General features: G+C 59.4%; 21 protein-coding genes. 8 read left to right on the top strand and 13 right to left on the bottom strand.

Annotated elements, in window-relative coordinates:
• Positions 1 to 27: 27 nt before the first annotated feature.
• From ETHHA_RS08020 to ETHHA_RS07990, 7 genes are all read right to left on the bottom strand, one after another.
• A complete protein-coding gene (locus ETHHA_RS08020; protein WP_013485480.1) occupies positions 28 to 978 on the bottom strand; it encodes a hypothetical protein in 951 nt (316 codons plus the stop codon).
• Positions 979 to 1032: 54 nt separating this feature from the next.
• Positions 1033 to 1497, bottom strand: coding sequence for a hypothetical protein (locus ETHHA_RS08015; RefSeq protein WP_013485479.1), 465 nt, complete (start codon positions 1495 to 1497; stop codon positions 1033 to 1035).
• A 116-nt stretch (positions 1498 to 1613) separates the two neighbouring features.
• Positions 1614 to 3104 carry a putative phage minor capsid protein gene (locus ETHHA_RS08010; protein ID WP_013485478.1) on the bottom strand — a complete coding sequence of 497 codons (1491 nt, stop codon included), beginning with the start codon at positions 3102 to 3104 and terminating at the stop codon, positions 1614 to 1616.
• A 3-nt stretch (positions 3105 to 3107) separates the two neighbouring features.
• On the bottom strand, positions 3108 to 4550 hold the full coding sequence (gene terL / locus ETHHA_RS08005) for a phage terminase large subunit (RefSeq protein ID WP_013485477.1): 1443 nt from the start codon (positions 4548 to 4550) through the stop codon (positions 3108 to 3110).
• Positions 4517 to 5104, bottom strand: coding sequence for a phage protein Gp27 family protein (locus ETHHA_RS08000; protein WP_013485476.1), 588 nt, complete (start codon positions 5102 to 5104; stop codon positions 4517 to 4519). Before ETHHA_RS08000 ends, terL begins: the two co-directional genes overlap by 34 nt.
• A 13-nt stretch (positions 5105 to 5117) precedes the next feature.
• The gene (locus ETHHA_RS07995) at positions 5118 to 5441 is read right to left on the bottom strand and encodes a hypothetical protein (protein WP_013485475.1); all 324 of its coding nucleotides are present in this window, start codon (positions 5439 to 5441) and stop codon (positions 5118 to 5120) included.
• Positions 5434 to 5772 carry a hypothetical protein gene (locus tag ETHHA_RS07990; RefSeq protein WP_013485474.1) on the bottom strand — a complete coding sequence of 113 codons (339 nt, stop codon included), beginning with the start codon at positions 5770 to 5772 and terminating at the stop codon, positions 5434 to 5436. The genes ETHHA_RS07995 and ETHHA_RS07990 overlap by 8 nt, the downstream gene beginning before the upstream one ends.
• A 429-nt stretch (positions 5773 to 6201) precedes the next feature.
• On the opposite strand from ETHHA_RS07990, the gene ETHHA_RS07980 reads away from it, so the two are divergent.
• The 6 genes from ETHHA_RS07980 to ETHHA_RS07955 all read left to right on the top strand — a co-directional run bounded on the left by ETHHA_RS07980 (position 6202) and on the right by ETHHA_RS07955 (position 11419).
• On the top strand, positions 6202 to 7452 hold the full coding sequence (locus ETHHA_RS07980) for a lysozyme family protein (RefSeq protein WP_013485473.1): 1251 nt from the start codon (positions 6202 to 6204) through the stop codon (positions 7450 to 7452).
• A gap of 108 nt (positions 7453 to 7560) precedes the next feature.
• Positions 7561 to 8391 carry a hypothetical protein gene (locus tag ETHHA_RS07975; protein WP_013485472.1) on the top strand — a complete coding sequence of 277 codons (831 nt, stop codon included), beginning with the start codon at positions 7561 to 7563 and terminating at the stop codon, positions 8389 to 8391.
• Between the two features lie 150 nt (positions 8392 to 8541).
• Entirely contained in the window at positions 8542 to 8955 is a 414-nt protein-coding gene (locus ETHHA_RS07970) for an RrF2 family transcriptional regulator (RefSeq protein WP_013485471.1), read from the top strand.
• Positions 8956 to 9139: 184 nt separating this feature from the next.
• Positions 9140 to 9646, top strand: coding sequence for a nitroreductase family protein (locus ETHHA_RS07965; protein ID WP_013485470.1), 507 nt, complete (start codon positions 9140 to 9142; stop codon positions 9644 to 9646).
• Positions 9647 to 9805: 159 nt separating this feature from the next.
• The gene (gene fabV / locus ETHHA_RS07960) at positions 9806 to 10996 is read left to right on the top strand and encodes an enoyl-ACP reductase FabV (protein WP_013485469.1); all 1191 of its coding nucleotides are present in this window, start codon (positions 9806 to 9808) and stop codon (positions 10994 to 10996) included.
• Between the two features lie 60 nt (positions 10997 to 11056).
• Positions 11057 to 11419, top strand: coding sequence for a VOC family protein (locus ETHHA_RS07955; protein ID WP_013485468.1), 363 nt, complete (start codon positions 11057 to 11059; stop codon positions 11417 to 11419).
• Between the two features lie 77 nt (positions 11420 to 11496).
• Here ETHHA_RS07955 and ETHHA_RS07950 read toward each other — a convergent pair whose 3' ends face one another.
• On the bottom strand, positions 11497 to 12255 hold the full coding sequence (locus ETHHA_RS07950) for an MBL fold metallo-hydrolase (protein ID WP_013485467.1): 759 nt from the start codon (positions 12253 to 12255) through the stop codon (positions 11497 to 11499).
• Positions 12256 to 12526: 271 nt separating this feature from the next.
• Between ETHHA_RS07950 and ETHHA_RS07945 the strand changes: the two genes are divergently transcribed.
• Complete coding sequence (locus ETHHA_RS07945) at positions 12527 to 13297, top strand: hypothetical protein (protein WP_013485466.1); 771 nt, start codon at positions 12527 to 12529, stop codon at positions 13295 to 13297.
• Positions 13298 to 13376: 79 nt separating this feature from the next.
• Here the strand turns inward: ETHHA_RS07945 and ETHHA_RS07940 are convergent, their stop codons facing one another.
• From ETHHA_RS07940 to modA, 4 genes are all read right to left on the bottom strand, one after another.
• Positions 13377 to 14090, bottom strand: a complete 714-nt coding sequence (locus ETHHA_RS07940; protein WP_013485465.1) for a hypothetical protein — start codon at positions 14088 to 14090, stop codon at positions 13377 to 13379.
• Entirely contained in the window at positions 14044 to 14781 is a 738-nt protein-coding gene (locus ETHHA_RS07935) for a sulfate/molybdate ABC transporter ATP-binding protein (RefSeq protein ID WP_013485464.1), read from the bottom strand. The genes ETHHA_RS07940 and ETHHA_RS07935 overlap by 47 nt, the downstream gene beginning before the upstream one ends.
• A 15-nt stretch (positions 14782 to 14796) precedes the next feature.
• Positions 14797 to 15465, bottom strand: a complete 669-nt coding sequence (gene modB, locus ETHHA_RS07930; RefSeq protein WP_013485463.1) for a molybdate ABC transporter permease subunit — start codon at positions 15463 to 15465, stop codon at positions 14797 to 14799.
• Positions 15466 to 15570: 105 nt separating this feature from the next.
• Complete coding sequence (modA, locus tag ETHHA_RS07925) at positions 15571 to 16386, bottom strand: molybdate ABC transporter substrate-binding protein (RefSeq protein ID WP_013485462.1); 816 nt, start codon at positions 16384 to 16386, stop codon at positions 15571 to 15573.
• Between the two features lie 506 nt (positions 16387 to 16892).
• Between modA and ETHHA_RS07920 the strand changes: the two genes are divergently transcribed.
• The gene (locus ETHHA_RS07920; protein ID WP_041687393.1) at positions 16893 to 17855 is read left to right on the top strand and encodes a helix-turn-helix transcriptional regulator; all 963 of its coding nucleotides are present in this window, start codon (positions 16893 to 16895) and stop codon (positions 17853 to 17855) included.
• A gap of 98 nt (positions 17856 to 17953) precedes the next feature.
• Here the strand turns inward: ETHHA_RS07920 and ETHHA_RS07915 are convergent, their stop codons facing one another.
• A complete protein-coding gene (locus tag ETHHA_RS07915) occupies positions 17954 to 18160 on the bottom strand; it encodes a TOBE domain-containing protein (RefSeq protein ID WP_013485460.1) in 207 nt (68 codons plus the stop codon).
• Positions 18161 to 18186: the final 26 nt, after the last annotated feature.

The following is an 18186-nucleotide window of genomic DNA, read 5'->3' as shown; positions in this document are numbered from 1 at the left end:
ACCTCCTTCGCCCGCGTTTTGGAAAGGTTATGCGCCATACTCCGCCGTGTCCACATCGACATAGACGCTGTCAATGGCGTTGTCTTTGCCGTTGGGGAAGACGAACACGTCGGAAAGCTGCCGGTTCTGGTAGAGATAACCGTCGCCCTCGGTGTGCGTGCCGGGCGCAAAGAAATAGATGCTGGAAATTTTGGGCACGCAGAAGGTGGTGAGCTGGGACGCGATGAGAACGTTAATCTTATGCGAGCCGGTGACGGAAGCGGTGTGCGCCACCGGTGCGAAGCCGGACGTGAAATCGAATTTGTCGTAAAATCGCTCGTCGTCGATGACCTCAACCACCGGTACGCCGTCAATGTTGGTCACGCGCGTTTCCAGCCCGACGCCGTCGTTGGTGAGGGCGGTCATATTGATCTGCCGGGTGAACAGGGGCGACTGCTCGAGTGCGCTCATTACGGCACTGGTGACGTACATGACGAGCGCGCCGCGCGCCCGATAGCGGCGCAGTTTGCCGGCGGCAAGGAAGCCTTTGAGCGTTTCAAACACATTGGCGGGCGAAAAGGCATTGTCCGACGCGGCGGTGGCGGAGTGGTAGCCGCTCTGTGCCTGCGCGGCCTGCGCCACGCGGGAGAAAAAATAGGCGCAGAGCTCCGGGACGGCCTGCGTTTTCTGGAACACGTCGGAGATGTTGCGGATGGAAGCGACCTCGTTGGTTTCGTCTACGTCGGCCTTGTCCACGAGAAACTGGATGTCGCGGTCGAAGCCGACGGTATAGGTGTTGTCGGCCTGCGTGAAGGTGCCGGTATTCCAGCCGCCGCTGCGCTTATGCGCGCCGAAGCCGCTGGTGCTCATCTGGGTGAAGTGGAACACGCGGGCCGAAAGCCAGCGCACATTGGTGGTGATAAACGGGGAACAGAGCGCTTCCTGCGCGAAAATGTCCAACAGTTCATTGTTCCACTGCTCGGCATAATTGAGTGCCATGGTAGTTCCTCCTTTGCGGGGCGGCATGCGGGATGCCGCGTTGTATTCGGACGGTTAGCCGCGGAATTTATTCCACGGTTTGACGCGGGAGGCCGCGGGCGCGGCGCTTTCCCGGTGTGAAGGAGTGCTGTTTGCGCCGATGCGCAGGCCGGGGGCTTTTTCATCCTGTGCGGAGAGTTTCAGCTCCGGAATGTCCGCCAGCACGGTCTGCACGGCTTTTTTGACGGCGGCAGCGTCCGGCCCGGTTTCCTCATCCACGGGCACGGCGGCGAGATCGGCCAGCTTGGCGGCGTAGGCGGCGCGCTTTGGCGGCACGCCGAGGGTGACGGCGGCGAGTTTGGCCTCGGCGGCGAGGTGCCGCCGGTTGGCTTTGGCGAGGCGGCCGGGAGCCTTGCGCCGCTCCTCGGCCAGCCGCTTTTCGACGGCGGTGTCAAGCTCTTTTTGGGTATAGCGCTTTTCATCCGTCCGGGCTGCGGCCGGGATATCCGGCGCCGCGTTTTCTTCCCGATGATCTGCCATGAGTTCCTCCTTTGGTCGCGGTGGGTGCTCTGCCGTTTTCGCCCGGCGGGCGGCGCGCAGCTTTTTTCGTCTTCAGCCGCTTTGGACGCGGGCGCGGGTGGCGGGAACATCTGCTTTTATGTGTTCTGTTTGGCGGGCGCGCGTTCTTCTTTGATGCGCGCGACTTCCTGCCGCTTTTCCTCCGTGCTCATGTTATGGCCATAGAGTTCTTCCACCGCGCGCTCGATGGAGAGCACGCCCGCTTGTCTGGCCTGCCCGACGGTGGCGGCGACGCTTTCAAACGACGGGTTGGCGTATTCCCCCCAACTGACGGTGCAGGCATACTGCCCGACGGCCCGCCCCGCGAGGATGTCCTCGACGGCAAGCGCGGCTTTTGCCAGCTTTGGAAGCGCCTGCTCCAGAGCGGCCACACGTTTGGCGCGGCTGTACAGCGTGGTTTTTTCTTTTTCGCGCTGGGCGGAGGCGTTATCGCGCTGCTCCATGCCGAGACCGAGCGTGGACGGAGAGAGCAGGCCCATGAGGGCGATCTCCAGATCGGCGGCGTATTTCCGGCGGTAGGCGTCGCTGCGGATCTCCGGCTGGACGACCTGCACCTGCCCGTTTTGCGTCTCGGACATGGTTCCGCGCACGGCGATGAACTGATTATCAAAGGGATTCGGTTCGATGGGCGCGCCGGTCGATGTATCCCGCGGGATGAGGTCGAGCGGGATATACCGCGCCGCCCGGCCCGCGCGCACCGCGTCCGTCCATTGGCTGATGTCCTCGTCGAGCGCGTCGAACATGTCGCATTTGCCGTCGAACACGCTGCGGCCCCGGCCCGGAAACATGGGGGAATGGGCAAAAGCGAGCGGCACGGCCCACATGACCGGCGCGGCCCATGCGACCGGCTTGAGATCCGCAAGCTCGTGAAACGCCGCGGCGTCGGCCGGACGGCCCAGCCGGTCGCAGAGCGCATAGCGCACAAAGCCGGGGCCGTAGGTTTCGGTGAACTGAAAACGCTGCCCGTCCAGCTCTTTTTGTGTGTAGAAAAGCACTTCGGTGATCTGGCCGCGCACGGTGGTATAGCTGACCTGTTCGCCGCTGTAGAACTCAAGCAGCGGCAGGGGAGAGACGCCGGGATCATAAGAAATTTTGAACGCGCCGTCGCCGGTCACGTCGGTCTCTACCACGGCGCGGCGCACCAGCTCGGCAAAATCGTTCGCGGCGGCGATGCGGTTCCATCTTGCCTGCGCCTCGACGGCGTTTGGCCCCGAAAACGCGACGGGCTGCATGTCGGTGGCCACGATGTCGGCCAGCTTGTCCACGCAGAGAGCGGGCAGGCCGGTGTGAATCTTGCGGATCTGCATGCCGCGCGAGGGCACAGCCGCCCAGAAGCGCGAGCGGTTGACCCCGTCGCCCGCTGCGGAGGCCGCGCAGCTTTTATAAAACTGGAACAGCTCCGACGGCTCGCCGCGATACCAGATGCGGTTTTTGGCGACGTTGGCCGCGTGGCTGTACGGCTCGTAAATGGTGGCGGAAAAGGCGCCGGCGGGCTGAAAACGCAGCTTGGACACGATGCGCTGCCGGACGGCGGACAGGGTTTGCTCCATATCGGACATCCATCCCATTTGTTATCCCTCCTGTAAAAGCAGCATGGTTTCGGCAACGCCGGTGGTGGCGTCCGGCGCGTCGTCGTGCGCGTTTTTCCCCGCGCGCTGATAGGACAGCATGGCGGCGGCATATTCCGGCCAGCGGCCGCGCCAGTCGGCGGGGAAACGCAGGTGCAGCGCCAGCCACGGCGCGGCGGTGAGAATGCGCGCCTCTTTATTTTTGCTCTGTGTGAACCAGCGCACCTGCGTGCGGAAACAGCGCAGGTCTTCCTCCAGACAGCGCGCCACGGCGCGGGCAAAGCCGCGCCCGCCGTTGTTGCTCTCGATGCGCGCCCGGGTGACGCCCTGCGCCTTTAACCGTCTGGCAAGCTCCGGTTCGGTGATCTCCATCGGGGCGGCGGTGTAATACACGTCGAGGACGTAGGCATCGTGCCCGCGCACGCCCCAGATGACGGCGCAGAGCGCGTCGGAGCCGGTGTCCGCCGTGTCTACATAAGCGAGACGCTCGGAAAAATCCGGCGCGCCGCTTCTGCTCTGGGGCGGAACGTCATACGTTTGGAACACGCCGTAAAGCCGGCCTTTGAGGTCGATTGGCTCTTGCTGATAGTTGGCGGAGGCGATGTCCGCGCCCATCAGGCGGCGCTTGCGCTCATAGGTGCGGCGGGCGAGAATGTCCGGGCAGAGCATGGAGCCGTCTTCCCGCAGAGCCTTCATGCGGATGACGCGGGGCGGGCGGCCCTGCGCGGTGAAGAGCTTTTCCGCCCGTCCGGCAAGGTCGCCGGTGGCCCAGCGTGTCATGATGAGCAGGATCTTGCCGCCTTCTTCCACCCGCGAAAGCATGGTGTCGGTGAACCAGCTCCACTGCGCGTCGAGCAGGGCGGCGTTGTGGGCCTCGTAGGCGTTTTTGATGATGTCGTCGAGGATGAGCAGCGAGCAGCCGAAGCCCGTGGCCGTGCCGGTGGGGCTGGTGGCCAGATAGCTGGCAAACTGCCCGTCCAGCGCCCAGAGGGTGGAGGCCGCTTCGCCCCGCTTGACGCGCAGACCGGGAAAAATATCGGAAAAGACGGTTTGACCCGGTTCCGCTTTTCTTTCCATAACGGCGGCGCGCACCGTTTTGGAAAACGAAGCGGAAAGGCGCTCGTTGTAGCTGCCGGTCATGATCTTTTCGGCGGGGCGGCGGCCGAACACCCACTGCGCGAACAACCCGGCGGTGCGGCTTTTGCCGTGCCGGGGCGGCAGGTTGAGGATGAGCAGCTCCTCCGCGCTCTCATAAAATGCCTGCATGGCCCGGCAGAGCGCGGCGAGATAGGCACGATCCGGCTTGTAGAACGCCGGCGCGCGCAGGCGGCAGAAGGTGTAAAAATCTTCTCCGGCACGGCGCAGGGCGGCTTCCGCTTTTTCGGAGGGACGGCAGGCTTCCATCCAGCCCGTCAGCCGCCGGATGTTTTCAAGCTGCGCGGGCATGCGCTTTCCCCCCTTTCCCGCCGCAAGGCGGCTTTCTTTTCCTTTAAAAAGGCATACACTTCGTTATACAGCGCGGGGCGCTCTCGGGCGAGCGCGGTGAAAAGCATCCCGCCGACGGAGTCGAGTCCCCGTTCGACGCTGAGCTGTGCGGTGAAATCGGCCCGTTTTTTATAGGCGGCGGCATTGATGAGCCCCACGGCGGCGTGGATGGCACGCTCGATGGACGCCGCATCCGCCCCGTCGGATTCGGTGAGGGCGCGGAGCACATGCCCCATGGCCAGCCGGAGCACGGCGTCGCTTGTTTCCAGCGCGGGGCAGCGCTCCACCTCCGCGAGCATTTTCCGCAGGTCGTTCTGCGCTTTGCGCAGGGTCGCTACATTGGCGTTGAGCGTGGCCGCGTATTCGCTGATGCTCTCGACGCCGGTTTGCAGCCCGTGACCCGCGAGATAGGCCGCGATCTCGAAATAGGACTCGCCGCCGAGAAGCATCTGCTCCACGGTGTCGCGCACCGCGGGGGACAGGCCGCGGATGGGGTTTTGCCCGTGGTTTTCCATCGGCTTCCTCCTTTCAAATATGCACGGCCGGGTCGCCGGCATAGCCTTTGAGAAGCTGCATGCCTTTGGCCGTAAGCCGCAGGACGGTGGTTTCATCCGCTTGGGAAACGTCGGCGCGCCGGTGGGCGGCGCCGTCCTCCGCGCGGAGATAGCCCGCGTCCTGCAAATAAAAAAGGGACTCGCGCAGCGCGCCGGGGGAGAGGTCGGCCAGCGCGTACCGCAGGCTGTGCAGGCGGATGTCGTTCCCCTGCAAAATGTTGACGGTGCGGAGCACCCGGCCGTTGTTTTCCGCGAAAGCGCCGGCCTCGATGCGGCGGGTGAGTTCTGCTTTATCCAATGGTTCGTTCTCCTTTCAGCTCGAGCAGGATGTCATAGATGCGGTCCTGCCGCCTGTTGAGGTCGGCAATCTCCCGCACGAAATCGTCCTTGCGGATGGTGTTCTCCTTCAGCGAGTCGATGCCGCCGGAAAGCCTGCACATTTCCGCGCGCAGTTCGTCTTGCAGGCCGCCCCATTCCTCTTTGGTGACGAAGCGGTCTTTGATTTCGCTGAGATCCGCTTCGTGCCGGTCCACCTGCGCGATGGTGCGCCGGAGGAAAAAACCGACGACGCCGACGCCGACGGAAAGCGCGAGCGGGGGAATGGCGTTGATCCAGGTGGCTGTGTCCATACTGTCTGCTCCCGGTGTCTGGTTTTCCGGGGACGAACGTCCTCCGGTGTGGGTTTAAAGCACGTTCTTACTATAGTGAGTTTTCAAACAAAAAAATACTGCACGCCTGCAGTATGGGCGTGCAGGAAAAGACTGCAGGGCGGGTGTGCAGGCATACACCGCGCAAAGCGCGGCGAATGGCCGCAGCAGTCGGATCGCGCGGCGGGCGGGTTACGCGGACGGGTGAAAAAGGCGGGACAAACCGGCCGGATGAAAAAGAAAAATTTCACTCTTTTTTGTTTTGCATGCGGTATGCGGTGCTTGGGGCTGCGGCGCCCCATGCACAGTGCGAAATGCCCATTTATTGGATATTGTGGTTGATTTATTTATCAAAAAGGTGTATGATTACAATATCGTTACAATACGGTTACGGAAGAAAGGGACTTTGCGATGGATATCATGCGGAAACGGACGTGGGCCGTACGGGCGGCGGCGGTGTCGTTGGCTGCGCTGCTGTGCGCAGGGGCTGCGGCTCCGCTTCCGGCGTCGGCGGATTCCGTTGAAGCGCTGCAGAACCAGTATGCGCAGCTGCAGAAACAGCAGCAGCAACTGCAAAGCCAGATATCCTCGCAAAGCGGCGCGGTGCAGGCCGGACAGACGCAGATCACAAATCTGAATGCGCAGATCGGCGTGACGAAGCAGCAGATTGCGCTACTGCAGGCGCAGGTGGATGCGACCAACGCGGATATGCAGAGCAAAGAGCGTGCCATCACCGACACGCAGGCGCAGCAGGACTATAACATGAATTTGCTGAAACAGCGGCTGCGCGCCCTGTATATGAGCGGGCAGGACACGTTTTTGGATGTCCTCTTTTCTTCCTCCAGCCTTTCGGATTTCTTCACGCGGGTCGAGATCGTGCGCGCGGTCTCGTCACACGACCAGAAGATCATCAATGACCTGAAGCAAACGGAGAGCAGGCTTCAGGAAGACCGCGCCGCCTTGCAGAAAACCCAGCAGGATCTGTTTGTGACGCAGGGGCAGATGACCGCCAAGCAGAACGCGCTCAACGGGCAGGTCGCCGCGCAGGCCCAGATGGTCGCGCAGGCGCAGGCCGGCATGCAGGCGGCGCAACAGCAGGCTGCGGCGGTGAGCGCACAGGCTACGCAGACCTATGCCAAGATCACGGAGGCTTTCGCGGAGCAGGCCGCGGCCGCCCGTGCGGCGGCATCGGCCGGACAAGGGGGAAGCTTCTCCGGCCCGGTCACAGTGGGCGGCGGCAAGCTGGACGCTTCCGTGCTGGCCTATCGGGGCCTGGTGACGCAGATAGCCGCTCAATTTGGCGCCAGCCCATATGTGAACCTGATTATGGCCGTGATCCAGCAGGAAAGCGACGGGCAGTGCGACGACGTGATGCAGTCTGAATATGGAAACGCCTGCACGCCCGCGCAATCCATTGCCGACGGCATACAGGAACTTCAGGAAGATTTGCAGATGGCCGGCTGCACGGGGCCGGATGATATTGCCGCCATCCAGCTCGCCCTGCAGGGGTATAATTTTGGCTGGACGTTTATTCCATGGGCAAAGAGCAACGGGGGCTACTCCATCGCCAATGCCCTTGCTTTTTCCAAAATGAAAAACAGCAACGGCTACGGCGACCCGTACTATGTGCCGCATGTGCTGCGGTATTACACCATTGGGTAAAAGCCGCGCGCCGATTCGGTTGCGTCCGTTCAGAAAATGGTATATAATGTCGGTTATATGGCACGGGTGATATAGTCATTGATTTTTATATAGAGGAAGAACGGATTGATGGGCGTGGCAGACAAGAACGACCGGGAAGCGCTGGCGTATTTTAAAAAACTCAACGATACCTTATTTTTGGCAATGCGATATGTGGACAGGCACGGTGTCATCGTGATTCCGACCGACTCCAATATGCCTGTTTTCAGCGAAAATCCGTCCCATTTCTGTGTGAACGGCACGATATTGGATGTCGGCCTGTTTCCGCAGTATAAGTCCATGTGTATCCTGCAGCTGTTGGAAGAGCATCCGTGGCTGGTGGATACCTATCCGCGCATTCTGCCGGAAAACCGGGAGATCGTCAAGGTTGCAAAGGCCCTGCGCCTCAAAGACCGGGCGCACCTGCGCGAAAACTGCCGCGAACTGCGCGGCAGGCTCTGCGCGGACATCGGCAAATATCTGGGGCAGCCGGTCATCGAGACGAACGGGGACAAGGCGCTGGAAGAAAAAGTCGATGTGCATGTGCTCCTGCTGTATCATCACGGCGATACGTTTTCCGGCATCACCAAGACGTTTTCCGACCAATATCTGTCCGTTTACAGGAAAATCAAGGCGCTGCTGGACAAAACCGCCGACAAAAGGGCGCTTGTCGGCAAGTGCCTCATCACCTATGCGGCGGAAAACGGCAAATTCATCGCCACCCTGTTCCTGGACGCGGATGGCGGCGATGCGGCATATTATGAGGCAGTGGGCAAGCTGAAAGACTATGTGCTCAAGCACCGGATGACGGTCGGTTTTCCGATGCAGGTCCGGGACAATCAGGACATGGCCCTGCAGACAGAGCGGATCGGGTATATTTCCCGCATCTTTGAAGGCTATAGCGTCTATATCTTCAACTGAGCCCCGGACATGCGCGCGCCGCGGTATGAGTGTGTGGAAGCGGGCCGGAGTGGCGCAAAGCGCTTGACAAATGTGCACAAATGTGGTATTGTTAACTTCTACAAGTGGACTCAAAGAGTATACTTGAGAATCAGCAAAGGCAGGTTCCCAATGAGAGTAACGCAAGAGAGCGATTACGCGTTGCGCGTCATCATCTTTCTGTATCAGAGGGGCATCGGCGAGCGGGTGGAAGCGCGGGTCATTTCGGAAAAAGAGAATATCCCGCTGCGTTTTCTGCTCAAGCTGCTGCGCAAAATGGCAGCGGCCAACATCGTGCGTTCCTATCGCGGCAGCGGCGGCGGCTACGCCATTGAAAAGCAGCCCTCCGAGATTTCAGTGCGCGAGGTGATCGAGGCTGTGGAAGGCCCCATCTATGTGAACAAGTGCCTGGGGGACAGCTCGCAGTGCAATCTGGATCGCACGTCCACATGCCACATCCACCGTGCGCTGCAGATGGTGCAGGACAAGCTGCTGGCCAATCTGGACGAGCTGACCTTTGAGCAGATCCTAAAACTTGAACCGTAACCATGATCGCATAGGCATCCCCGCGGACTGCGGGGGCACCGGGCTTCGCGCGCCGCTGCGGCGCGGCGGGGCTTTTTTGTGTACCTGCCCGTTTTGGCGGGATGTGCCTGTCTGCTCTTGACAAGGCCCCGGCCAGGCGGTACAGTTAGAGATGAAAACAAGAGGATGAGGAGGTTGGTTGCAGATGTCGTTGCTGCAGTTGCTGTCAAAACGGTATTCGGTGCGGGCCTACAAGCCCGACGAGGTGGAGCATGAAAAATTGCAACTGGTGCTGGAGGCCGCCCGCCTGGCGCCCACCGCGTGCAACCGTCAGCCGTTCCGGATCATCGTTGTCAAAACCGCCGGACGCGCGGAAGAACTCAAAAAAATCTATGCCAAGGACTGGTTTGTGCAGCCGCCGTATATCCTGGGCATCGTCTGGGTAAAAGGCACGGAGTGGGTGCGCCGGAGCGACCAGAAACCCTATGGCGACCTCGATGCCGGCATCGTGTTTGACCATCTGGTGCTGGAGGCGGCCGATCAGGGCCTGGGCACCTGCTGGGTGGGCGCATTTGATCCCGAAGCCGCCCGGTTGGTGCTGCAGATGGAGCCGAACTGGGAACCGCTTGCGTTCACGCCGCTCGGCTATCCGGTGGAAGAACCGGTGCGCAAGATCCGCAAGCCGCTCGCCGACCTCGTTGTGTATCGCTGAGCCGGCGTGCATTGCTTTTGGCACGTGCCCGTGATACAATACAAATGCACCGTTTCAATCAAACGGTGCATTTGCGTAGAGCGCAAAATCCGGCCGTTTTGCATGCTGCGGCGTCCGGCGGTTTCAAAATAAAGTGAAAAAAAGAAATGAGGACAGGTTATGGTAGTGGGACCAAAGACCCGTGGCTTTATTTGCACCACGGCGCATCCGGCGGGGTGTGCCGCCAATGTGGCGCGGCAGATTGAATATGTCCGTGAACAGCCGCGTTTCGAGGGCGTGAAAAAAGCCCTTATCATCGGCTGCTCGACCGGCTATGGGCTGTCCACGCGCATCGCGGCGGCGTTCGGTGCGGGCGCGTCCACGTTGGGCGTGGCGTTTGAGCGCCCGGCCTCGCGCACGCGCACGGCCACCGCGGGCTGGTACAACACCGCCGCGTTTGAGAGCTTTGCCGGGCGGGACGGTCTGTATGCCAAAACCGTGATGGGCGACGCGTTTTCCGACGCCGTCAAAGAGCAGATCATCGACCTCATTCGCAGCGATCTCGGCAAAGTCGATCTGGTGGTTTACAGCCTGGCCGCGCCGCGCCGCGCGGTGGGGGATGTCACTTACAACTCGGTGCTCAAACCGGTGGGGCAGCCGTTCACCAGCAAATCGCTGGATGTTGCCAAAATGGAAGTGGACACCGTGACCATCGAGCCTGCCACGCAGGAGGAGATCGACGGCACCGTTAAAGTGATGGGCGGGGAAGACTGGCGCTGGTGGATCGACGCGCTGCGTGAGGCGGACGTACTGGCGAAGGACGCCACTACGATTGCATATTCGTACATCGGGCCGGAGCTGACCTATCCGGTCTACCACGACGGCACGGTCGGCCTGGCCAAGCGCGATTTGGCCGAGGCGGCCAAAGCCATCGACGCGGAGCTGCGGGCCGGCGGCGGTCATGCGTACGTTTCGGTCAACAAGGCGCTGGTCACGCAGGCCAGCGCGGCCATCCCGGTGGTGCCGCTTTACATTTCCATCCTGTTCAAGATCATGAAAGAGCAGGGTACGCACGAGGGCTGCATGGAGCAGATGTATCGCCTGTTGGCGCGGAAGCTGTATGTGCCCGCCCCGGAACTGGATGCCGAAGGTTTCCTGCGGATGGACGACTGGGAACTGGCGCCGGCCATCCAGGAAAAAGTCAATGCGGCCTGGCAGGCCATCTCCAACGAAAACCTGAAAACGTATGCGGATCTGGAAGGATATCGCCGGGAGTTCTACCAGCTGTTTGGCTTTGAGGTGGACGAGGTGGATTATACGGCGGATGTGGAGATCGGGGTGGACATCCCCAGCATCGGCTCCGCGGAATAAGCGGACGTTTTTCAGAAGAAGAGGCAGGGTTCTCTCTTGCCTGTGAAGGAGGCGGAAGACATGCAATCGCGTTTTTTGCACACCAACATCAATGTGACCGACCTTGAAAAGAGCGTCGCGTTTTATGGAAAAGCGCTGGGGCTCAAGGAAGCCCGGCGCAAGACCGCCGCCGACGGCAGCTTCATCCTTGTCTACCTGGGCGACGGCGAAACGGATTATCTGCTGGAGTTGACCTGGCTGCGGGACCATCCGCAGAAATACGACCTGGGTGAAAACGAATGGCACATCGCGTTCCGTGTGCCGGACAAAGCGGCCGCCCATGCGTTGCACACGGAAATGGGCTGCATCTGCTATGAGAACCATGACATGGGCCTGTATTTCATCGAGGACCCGGATGGATACTGGCTGGAAATCCTCGGCTGAGTGCGCTCTGCCGTTCAAGACGCACAAAACCGCCCTCCATATGCGGAAGGGCGGTTTTTCAGCGGTGTTGTTCCGGTTCAGTCGGCGCTGCGCGGGTAGTGGAAATGCTGGCCCCGCCGCGTGATGGCCTGGATGGGCTCGCGGAAGCGGGCGGCGTCCTGATCCTGCCGCAAGCGTGCGAAAACGTTATAATCTTCCCAGAAATGCATGGGAAAGACCATCTCCGCGCCCACGGTCTGCATGAAATAGGAAAGTCCCCAGAGATACTGTTTCTCCAGACGCGGGTCCACCGGAACGAACGCGATGTCGAAATGCCGCCCGCGCAGCTTGTCGATTTCCCGCTTGTATTTTGCGGCCATCTGCGCATTTTCCTTCTCGGGCTCGCCCGCCCAGTGCCACCAGTTGAGGTCGCCGGCATGATAAATGGACAGGCCGTCGGTCTCTACCGCAAACGCCACGCCTTCGTCGGTGGATTCCAGCGTCTGCACCGTTACATCGTCCAGCTCCAGGCGCTTTCCGGGCGTGACCACCGTCGTGTTTGCCGCACCCTGCGCCGCTCGGATGTCGGAGGAGAGCACATACCGCACATGCGGCAGCTTTTCCGCCCAGTCAAGGATGAGGCGGTTGAAATGATCCGCGTGGTGGTGGGAGGAAAAGACCACCACCTGTTTGTCCCGAAGCTCGGCGGGCTCGATCACGCCCGCGTCCAGTCCGCGGGTGACGGTGATCGGCTTGTCGTTATAATAGTCAAAAATCAGAAAATGTTCGGTTGTTTGCACAGCAAAGCCGCTGTGCCCCAGATACCAGATATCGGCTTCTTGTTGCAGTGCTTTCATAGGGGTTCCTTTCCGGATATCCCGCGCCGTGCGGCTATTCGCACAGGCGGACTGTATGGGCGGTTTGGTATGTCGTTTTCAAAAGGACGGCGGATTTCGCCGTAACAGGATTATACACCCAAACGCGCGGCGCGTCCACATAAAAGAAGTAAATCTCTGGAAAATGTATTGAAATCCGAATGGATTGCATATATACTGAGCAGAGAAAGACCGCGCTGCCTGCCTATGGCGGGGCAGACGCGGGCACCATGAAAAAAAGGGAAGTGTAAAGATGGCGGAACATGCTACGGAGTTGTTTTTTCTCACACCGGCCGCCGGCAAAAGGCTGATCGCCAAGGCGGTCTGCGCGCTCACGGAAGTTAAGCGCGCGCTGCAGTTGGGCACGGTGGTGGTTCTGGCCGGGACGACCAACTGCTATGTGGCGCAGGAGATCATGGTGCACCCCCTGCGGGGCGGCGCGTTTGACCGGCAGCACTTTTTCCGCGGCATCACCTTACCTCCGGCAACGAAGATGCCGGAGCAGGCCGCTCCGTTCCCGGGCGATCTGATCATTGAAAAGGGCGTCATCCAGAAGGGGCAGACCATTTTCGACGTGGCGCCGCGCCTGGGCAAAGGCGACATCATTATCAAAGGCGCCAACGCGGTGGACACCGCACACCGGACGGCGGGCATCTTGGTCGGCAATCCCCAGCTTGGCACTTCCGGCGCGATTCTGGAGGCCGTGGTGGGCCGCCGGGCCGGGCTGATTGTGCCGGTCGGGCTGGAAAAACGGGTGCCCGGGGATATCGGGCAGATTGCCGCGAAGCTCGACGCTTCGTCCGCTTCCGGGCTGCGGATGCTGCCGGTGAATGTTGGCAGCATCGTCACCGAACTGGAGGCCATCCGCATCCTGGCGGGCGCCGAGGCCGAACTGGCGGCGGCGGGCGGCGTTGGCGGCGCCGAGGGCGGCTGCTGGATTCTGGTGACCGGCACGGAGCCGCAGCTGGACATTGCCGCCAAACTGCTCAAACCGTTGGTGACCGAACCGGCATTTGCTCTTTAAACGTTTTCGTCCAATCTAAAAAAAACGGCATCGCCGGATGGATCGTATGAACGACCGCGGCGGTGCCGACTGTATTTTATCAAAGGGGCTGGTTTCGGCTGGCACTGAAACAGCCGGGAGGCAGGGGTTCAACGATGCAGAAATTCAAGCAGATGCTTTCAGCGATCAAGGAACGGGCGGCGGCATTGGGCGCGCGCCTGCGGCGTCTCGCCGGCACGCCCAAGGGGCAGGTGGGCCTGATCTTAGCGGCCAGCGGTGTGATCGCGGCGGTGATCATCATCAAAGTCATCGTGCAGATCCCGGCGTACCATATCCGCAGTGTTCCCGGCAGCACGTCGGGCGCTTCTGTTCCGTCGGTCAGCTCTGCCGCGGTCGGCTCCGAGACATCGCAGAAAAACAGCAGCGGGGTTTCCGCGGCGTCGTCCGGGTCGCGGGCGGTTTCGTCAGGCGGCGGCTCCGGCAGCGTGCCCGCGTCCAGCCGGACTGCATCGTCCGAGTCGTCTTCCGCCTCCGTTTCCCATACAGGCACAGGTGTGCCCTCCTCCGAGCCGTCCGCTTCCTCCAACCCGGAGCCGTCAACACCGTCGGGCAGTTCTTCCGGCATCGGGCCTTCGTCCTCACCGGAGACATCTTCGTCCGACGGCGGGAGCACCGTTTCGGTGCAGCCATCCTCCACATCTTCTGTAAAAAACGCCGATTCCTCGTCCCGGAATGCATCGTCGGCGGTAACGGAACCGTAAAGGTTGTCAGTCCAGCCGCAGCAGTTCGGCCAAATGAGTGTATTCGGGCGCAATAGACACACGCACCTGCGGCGGTTCCGGAAAGAGCTTTGTTTTTTTGTCCAATGCGATGATGTGGCCTTCGGAGTAGATGGCGATGCTGTCGCAGATATCGTAGGCTTCTTCCAGATTATGGGTTACAAACACCGTTTGCCCGCTGTAATTGGACAGGATGGCGAGCAGTTCCTCTTTCAGCTCTTTTTTCAGGCTGTAATCCAGCGCCGAAAACGGCTCGTCCATCAGAAGCACATCCGGTTCCAGAATAAGGGAGCGCGCGAGCGCCACGCGCTGCTGCTGCCCGCCCGAAAGCTGGGAGGGATACCGGTCTTTTTGCGCCGTGAGCCGGATGACCTCCAGAAAATGTTCGCCCCGCTCCAACTGCTTCTTCTTGGGCAGGCGGCGCAGCCCGAAGATGATGTTTTGCAGCACCGTCATGTGCGGGAAAAGGGCATAGTTCTGGAACACATAGCCGATTTTCCGCTTTGCGGGCGGGATGTTGCACCGCTCTTCCGAATGGAAATAAACCGTGTCGTTGACGCGGATATACCCTTCGTCGGGCGTTTCCAGGCCGGCGATGCAGTTGAGCGTCATGGTTTTGCCCGCGCCGGACGGGCCGAACAGGCACAGCTTTTTTTCGTCTGTGTGCAGATGGATATCCAGCCGGAACTTGTCCAACTGCTTGTGTATGTCCAGGTCGATCGCCACGCCGGTGCCCTCCTTTTACCTGTATTTCTGCTTGTGTATCAGCCAGCGGTTCAGGCCATAGGTAGCCAGCAGAGAGATGGCGGTGATGATGAGGACCAGTATATAGGCGCGCACCATATCGTTGCTCTGCATGGCGATGTAGATGGCGACGGGGATGGTCTGCGTTTTGCCGGGGATGCTTCCGGCGATCATCAGGGTCGCGCCGAATTCCCCGATGGCGCGTGCGAACGACATCACGCACCCGCCGATGATGCCGGGCCATGCAAGCGGCAGCACGATGCGGAAAAAAATCTCCCATTCGCTGCTGCCGAGCGTGCGTCCTGCCCGCATCAGGTTGGTGTCGATGAGTTCGAACGAGGTGCGTACCGTCTTATACATCAGCGGAAAGGAAACGGTGGCGGCCGCGATCACCGTTGCGCCCCACGAAAAGACGATCTTGACGTTCCATTGCATCAGCAGCGCGCCGATGGGGCTGCGCACGCCGAAAATGAGCAGGAGAAAAAAGCCGACGACGGTCGGCGGCAGTACCAAAGGCAGATTCAGCAGTCCGTCAATCAGCGCCTTGCCGTGTTTGCAGCGGAAAGCGACATACCGCGCGGCGAAAATGCCCAGGAAGGTGACGATCACCGTGGAAACGGATGCGGTTTTCAGCGAGATCCAAATCGGAGAGAGGTCCATATCCATATGGCGGTCCCCCTGTGTGAGTCAGATGAAAAATGGAAAACAGAACGGAAAAGCTGCCGCGGCCGCACGGCCATGACAGCTTTCAGAAAACAAAGGAAAAAAACATTATTTTGCTACTTTGGAAAACCCGTATTTGCCAAAGATTTTCTGCGCGTCGGACGCCGAGAGATAGGTCACAAAAGTCTTGGCGGCATCCGCGTTTTTGCTGGCCTTCACAACAGCGGCCGGATAGTTGATCTTGGGCTGCCAGCTGGCCGGGATGTCAAAGCCTTTCTCGACTTTCGTAGAGGTTTTCGCATCGGTGGAGAAGACAAATCCGCCTTCGGCGTTGCCGGTTTCCACGTAGTTGAGCACGGCGCGCACGTCGGTGCCCTGCACGAGTTTGGGGCTGATGGAATTGTAGATATTCTGTTCCGTCAGAATCTGCTGGGCGTATTTGCCGGCCGGAACGGAAGCGGGGTTGCCGATGGCGATCTGTTTGAACCGGTCGGAGGTCAACTCGCTCAGAGACGTGATGGGTTTCTGCCCCTTGGGGATGATGAACTCGATGGTGTTGCCCACAACGTCTTGGCGGGTGCCGCTAAGCAGCAGGCCGGCCTTATCCAGCGCGTCCATGTTGGACTCGGCCGCAGAGAAGAAGATGTCCGCGTCCGCGCCGTTCTGGATCTGCTGCTGCAGGGTGCCGGAAGCGCCGAAGTTATTGGTGAAAGACACATTCTTGTGGGCCTTTTTATACGCGCTCTCCACATCTTTGAGCACATCGGTCAGGCTGGCTGCGGCGGACACGGTGAGTGTCACGGACGGTTCGCTGGAAGTGGCCGAAGACGAGGCGGCATTGCCGGTGCTGGACGAGCAGCCGGCCAATGTGGTCGCCGCGAGGACGGCCGCCGCGATGAAACCAAGGATGCGTTGCTTTTTCATTTTTTGATCTCCTTTGGCTGTGATGGTGCAGCGGGCACATGGATATCGAATGGTATGAAAGGGAAGATCTATGTCATGCATCCGCCGGTTGATTATACAACAGTGTGTAACAAGATAAAACAAAATAAAATCGTAACGTTCTGCGTGTATAACAATGTGATAGTTATTATATAATAGTTTTTGGAAAATGGCAAGAATTTTTTGGGATTTCAATTATTTTGCGTAAAAAGCAGTCGAATATGCAGGATGCCGCATAGAAAAAAGAGGAGAAAGAAGAGGGAAAGATCAATAAAAAACCATGGGATGTATGCCGTGTGATGGCAGGAATGTTTCAAAAAGATGTATAAAAACGTATATCACGTGATAAGACAGGACGCCTTTTGGAGGGGAAAGAAAAGCATCCAGAAAAAGTTGCACGGCTGTACAAAATTTTGATATAATATGAAGGGCCTACGTAATCTGGCGCGGTGCATATTGCCGCGCATTTGAAAGGGATGTTCATTGCTTTGGAAGACAATACGTCTTTAACTCCGCAGGAAGTTGCCGATATTTTAAAAATCGCCAAAAATACGGTTTATGTGTTGATCAAACGCGGCGAATTGAATGGGTATCGGGTCGGGAAAAAAGTCCGGGTCGATTATAAAGATGTCGTCGCTTATAAAAACAAAACCAAAAACGTCAAAGACGAAGCCCCGGAGCCGCTGGATTCCCACTGGGCGGATATTTTCAGCGCGCCGCTGGAGGCGGAAGAGCATATTCCGGAACGCGGGTTTGTTATCTGCGGGCAGGACATTGTGCTGGATGTGCTTGCCCGTCTGCTGGAGATGCACCCTTCGGGCGTCCGTCCCCTGCGGTCTTACTATGGGAGTTACAATTCGCTGTATCTGCTGTATAAGGGGGACGTGCAGGTGGCTTCGGCCCATATGTGGGACGCCGATACCAACACCTATAATCTCCCTTATGTAAAAGCCCTGCTTCCGGGTACGCCGGCCGTGCTGGTGCATATCGGCAGGCGGATGGAAGGGCTTTATGTCCCGAAGGAGAACCCCAAAAACATCAAGAGCTGGGACGATCTGCGGCGTGAGGACATCACCATTGTCAACCGCGAGCGGGGGAGCGGCGCGCGTATTTTGCTGGACGAGCACCTCCGGTTGCTGGGTGTGCAGGGGAAAACGCTGCCCGGCTACGGCCGCGAATGCCTTTCCCATCTGGCGGTGGCGAGCACGGTTTCCCGCGGCGGCGGTGATTTCGGCATCGGCAATGAAAAAGCGGCCATGCAGGTGAGAAATATTGACTTCATCCCGTTGCAGGAGGAAAGCTACGACCTCATCATGCGTAAGGAAGATCTCGATAAACCCCCGTTCAAAGCCATTCTGGAAATCGTGGCATCGCCCGTTTTCCGCGCGGAAATGGAAGGCATCGGCGGGTATGACATGACCAATATGGGCAAAGTCGTTTACACCGGCTGACCGCCGACGCTGTGCAAAAAAGCCGGCCATTGCTCTGCAATGGCCGGCTTTTCATACAAACAGACCCCCAACGCAGTATGTGTTGGGGGCCCGTTTGCTTATTTACCGAGGATGACGGAAGTGGCTTTCACAATGGCGACTAACGTGTCGCCTTTTTTGATATCCAGCTCTTTAAAAGAATCGGTGGAAATGGTGGAAGAAATGGTTTTTCCGCCGCCGATATCCAGCACGACTTTGGAGGAAACCGGGCCGACTTCAACATTGACGACCGTACCTTCATATTGGTTGCGCGCGCTCAGTTTCATAGCAGGCACCTTCCTTGCTTTTTCAT

The organism is Ethanoligenens harbinense YUAN-3, assembly GCF_000178115.2.
In the GTDB taxonomy this organism is placed as follows: Bacteria; Bacillota; Clostridia; order Oscillospirales; family Ethanoligenentaceae; genus Ethanoligenens; species Ethanoligenens harbinense.
The sequence above is the reverse complement of the archived record's forward strand: the minus strand, read 5'-3'. Positions and strand labels throughout refer to the sequence as shown.

Excerpts from the sequence above, each read along its gene's own strand:
- ETHHA_RS07915 (WP_013485460.1), bottom strand. The coding sequence starts at position 18,160 with ATGAAACTGAGCGCGCGCAACCAATATGAAGGTACGGTCGTCAATGTT.
- ETHHA_RS08020 (WP_013485480.1), bottom strand. The coding sequence starts at position 978 with ATGGCACTCAATTATGCCGAGCAGTGGAACAATGAACTGTTGGACATT.
- ETHHA_RS07980 (WP_013485473.1), top strand. The coding sequence starts at position 6,202 with ATGGATATCATGCGGAAACGGACGTGGGCCGTACGGGCGGCGGCGGTG.
- ETHHA_RS07990 (WP_013485474.1), bottom strand. The coding sequence starts at position 5,772 with ATGGACACAGCCACCTGGATCAACGCCATTCCCCCGCTCGCGCTTTCC.
- fabV (WP_013485469.1), top strand. The coding sequence starts at position 9,806 with ATGGTAGTGGGACCAAAGACCCGTGGCTTTATTTGCACCACGGCGCAT.
- modA (WP_013485462.1), bottom strand. The coding sequence starts at position 16,386 with ATGAAAAAGCAACGCATCCTTGGTTTCATCGCGGCGGCCGTCCTCGCG.
- terL (WP_013485477.1), bottom strand. The coding sequence starts at position 4,550 with ATGCCCGCGCAGCTTGAAAACATCCGGCGGCTGACGGGCTGGATGGAA.
- ETHHA_RS07970 (WP_013485471.1), top strand. The coding sequence starts at position 8,542 with ATGAGAGTAACGCAAGAGAGCGATTACGCGTTGCGCGTCATCATCTTT.
- ETHHA_RS07950 (WP_013485467.1), bottom strand. The coding sequence starts at position 12,255 with ATGAAAGCACTGCAACAAGAAGCCGATATCTGGTATCTGGGGCACAGC.
- ETHHA_RS07975 (WP_013485472.1), top strand. The coding sequence starts at position 7,561 with ATGGGCGTGGCAGACAAGAACGACCGGGAAGCGCTGGCGTATTTTAAA.
- ETHHA_RS08000 (WP_013485476.1), bottom strand. The coding sequence starts at position 5,104 with ATGGAAAACCACGGGCAAAACCCCATCCGCGGCCTGTCCCCCGCGGTG.
- ETHHA_RS08015 (WP_013485479.1), bottom strand. The coding sequence starts at position 1,497 with ATGGCAGATCATCGGGAAGAAAACGCGGCGCCGGATATCCCGGCCGCA.
- modB (WP_013485463.1), bottom strand. The coding sequence starts at position 15,465 with ATGGATATGGACCTCTCTCCGATTTGGATCTCGCTGAAAACCGCATCC.
- ETHHA_RS07945 (WP_013485466.1), top strand. The coding sequence starts at position 12,527 with ATGGCGGAACATGCTACGGAGTTGTTTTTTCTCACACCGGCCGCCGGC.
- ETHHA_RS07965 (WP_013485470.1), top strand. The coding sequence starts at position 9,140 with ATGTCGTTGCTGCAGTTGCTGTCAAAACGGTATTCGGTGCGGGCCTAC.
- ETHHA_RS07955 (WP_013485468.1), top strand. The coding sequence starts at position 11,057 with ATGCAATCGCGTTTTTTGCACACCAACATCAATGTGACCGACCTTGAA.
- ETHHA_RS08010 (WP_013485478.1), bottom strand. The coding sequence starts at position 3,104 with ATGGGATGGATGTCCGATATGGAGCAAACCCTGTCCGCCGTCCGGCAG.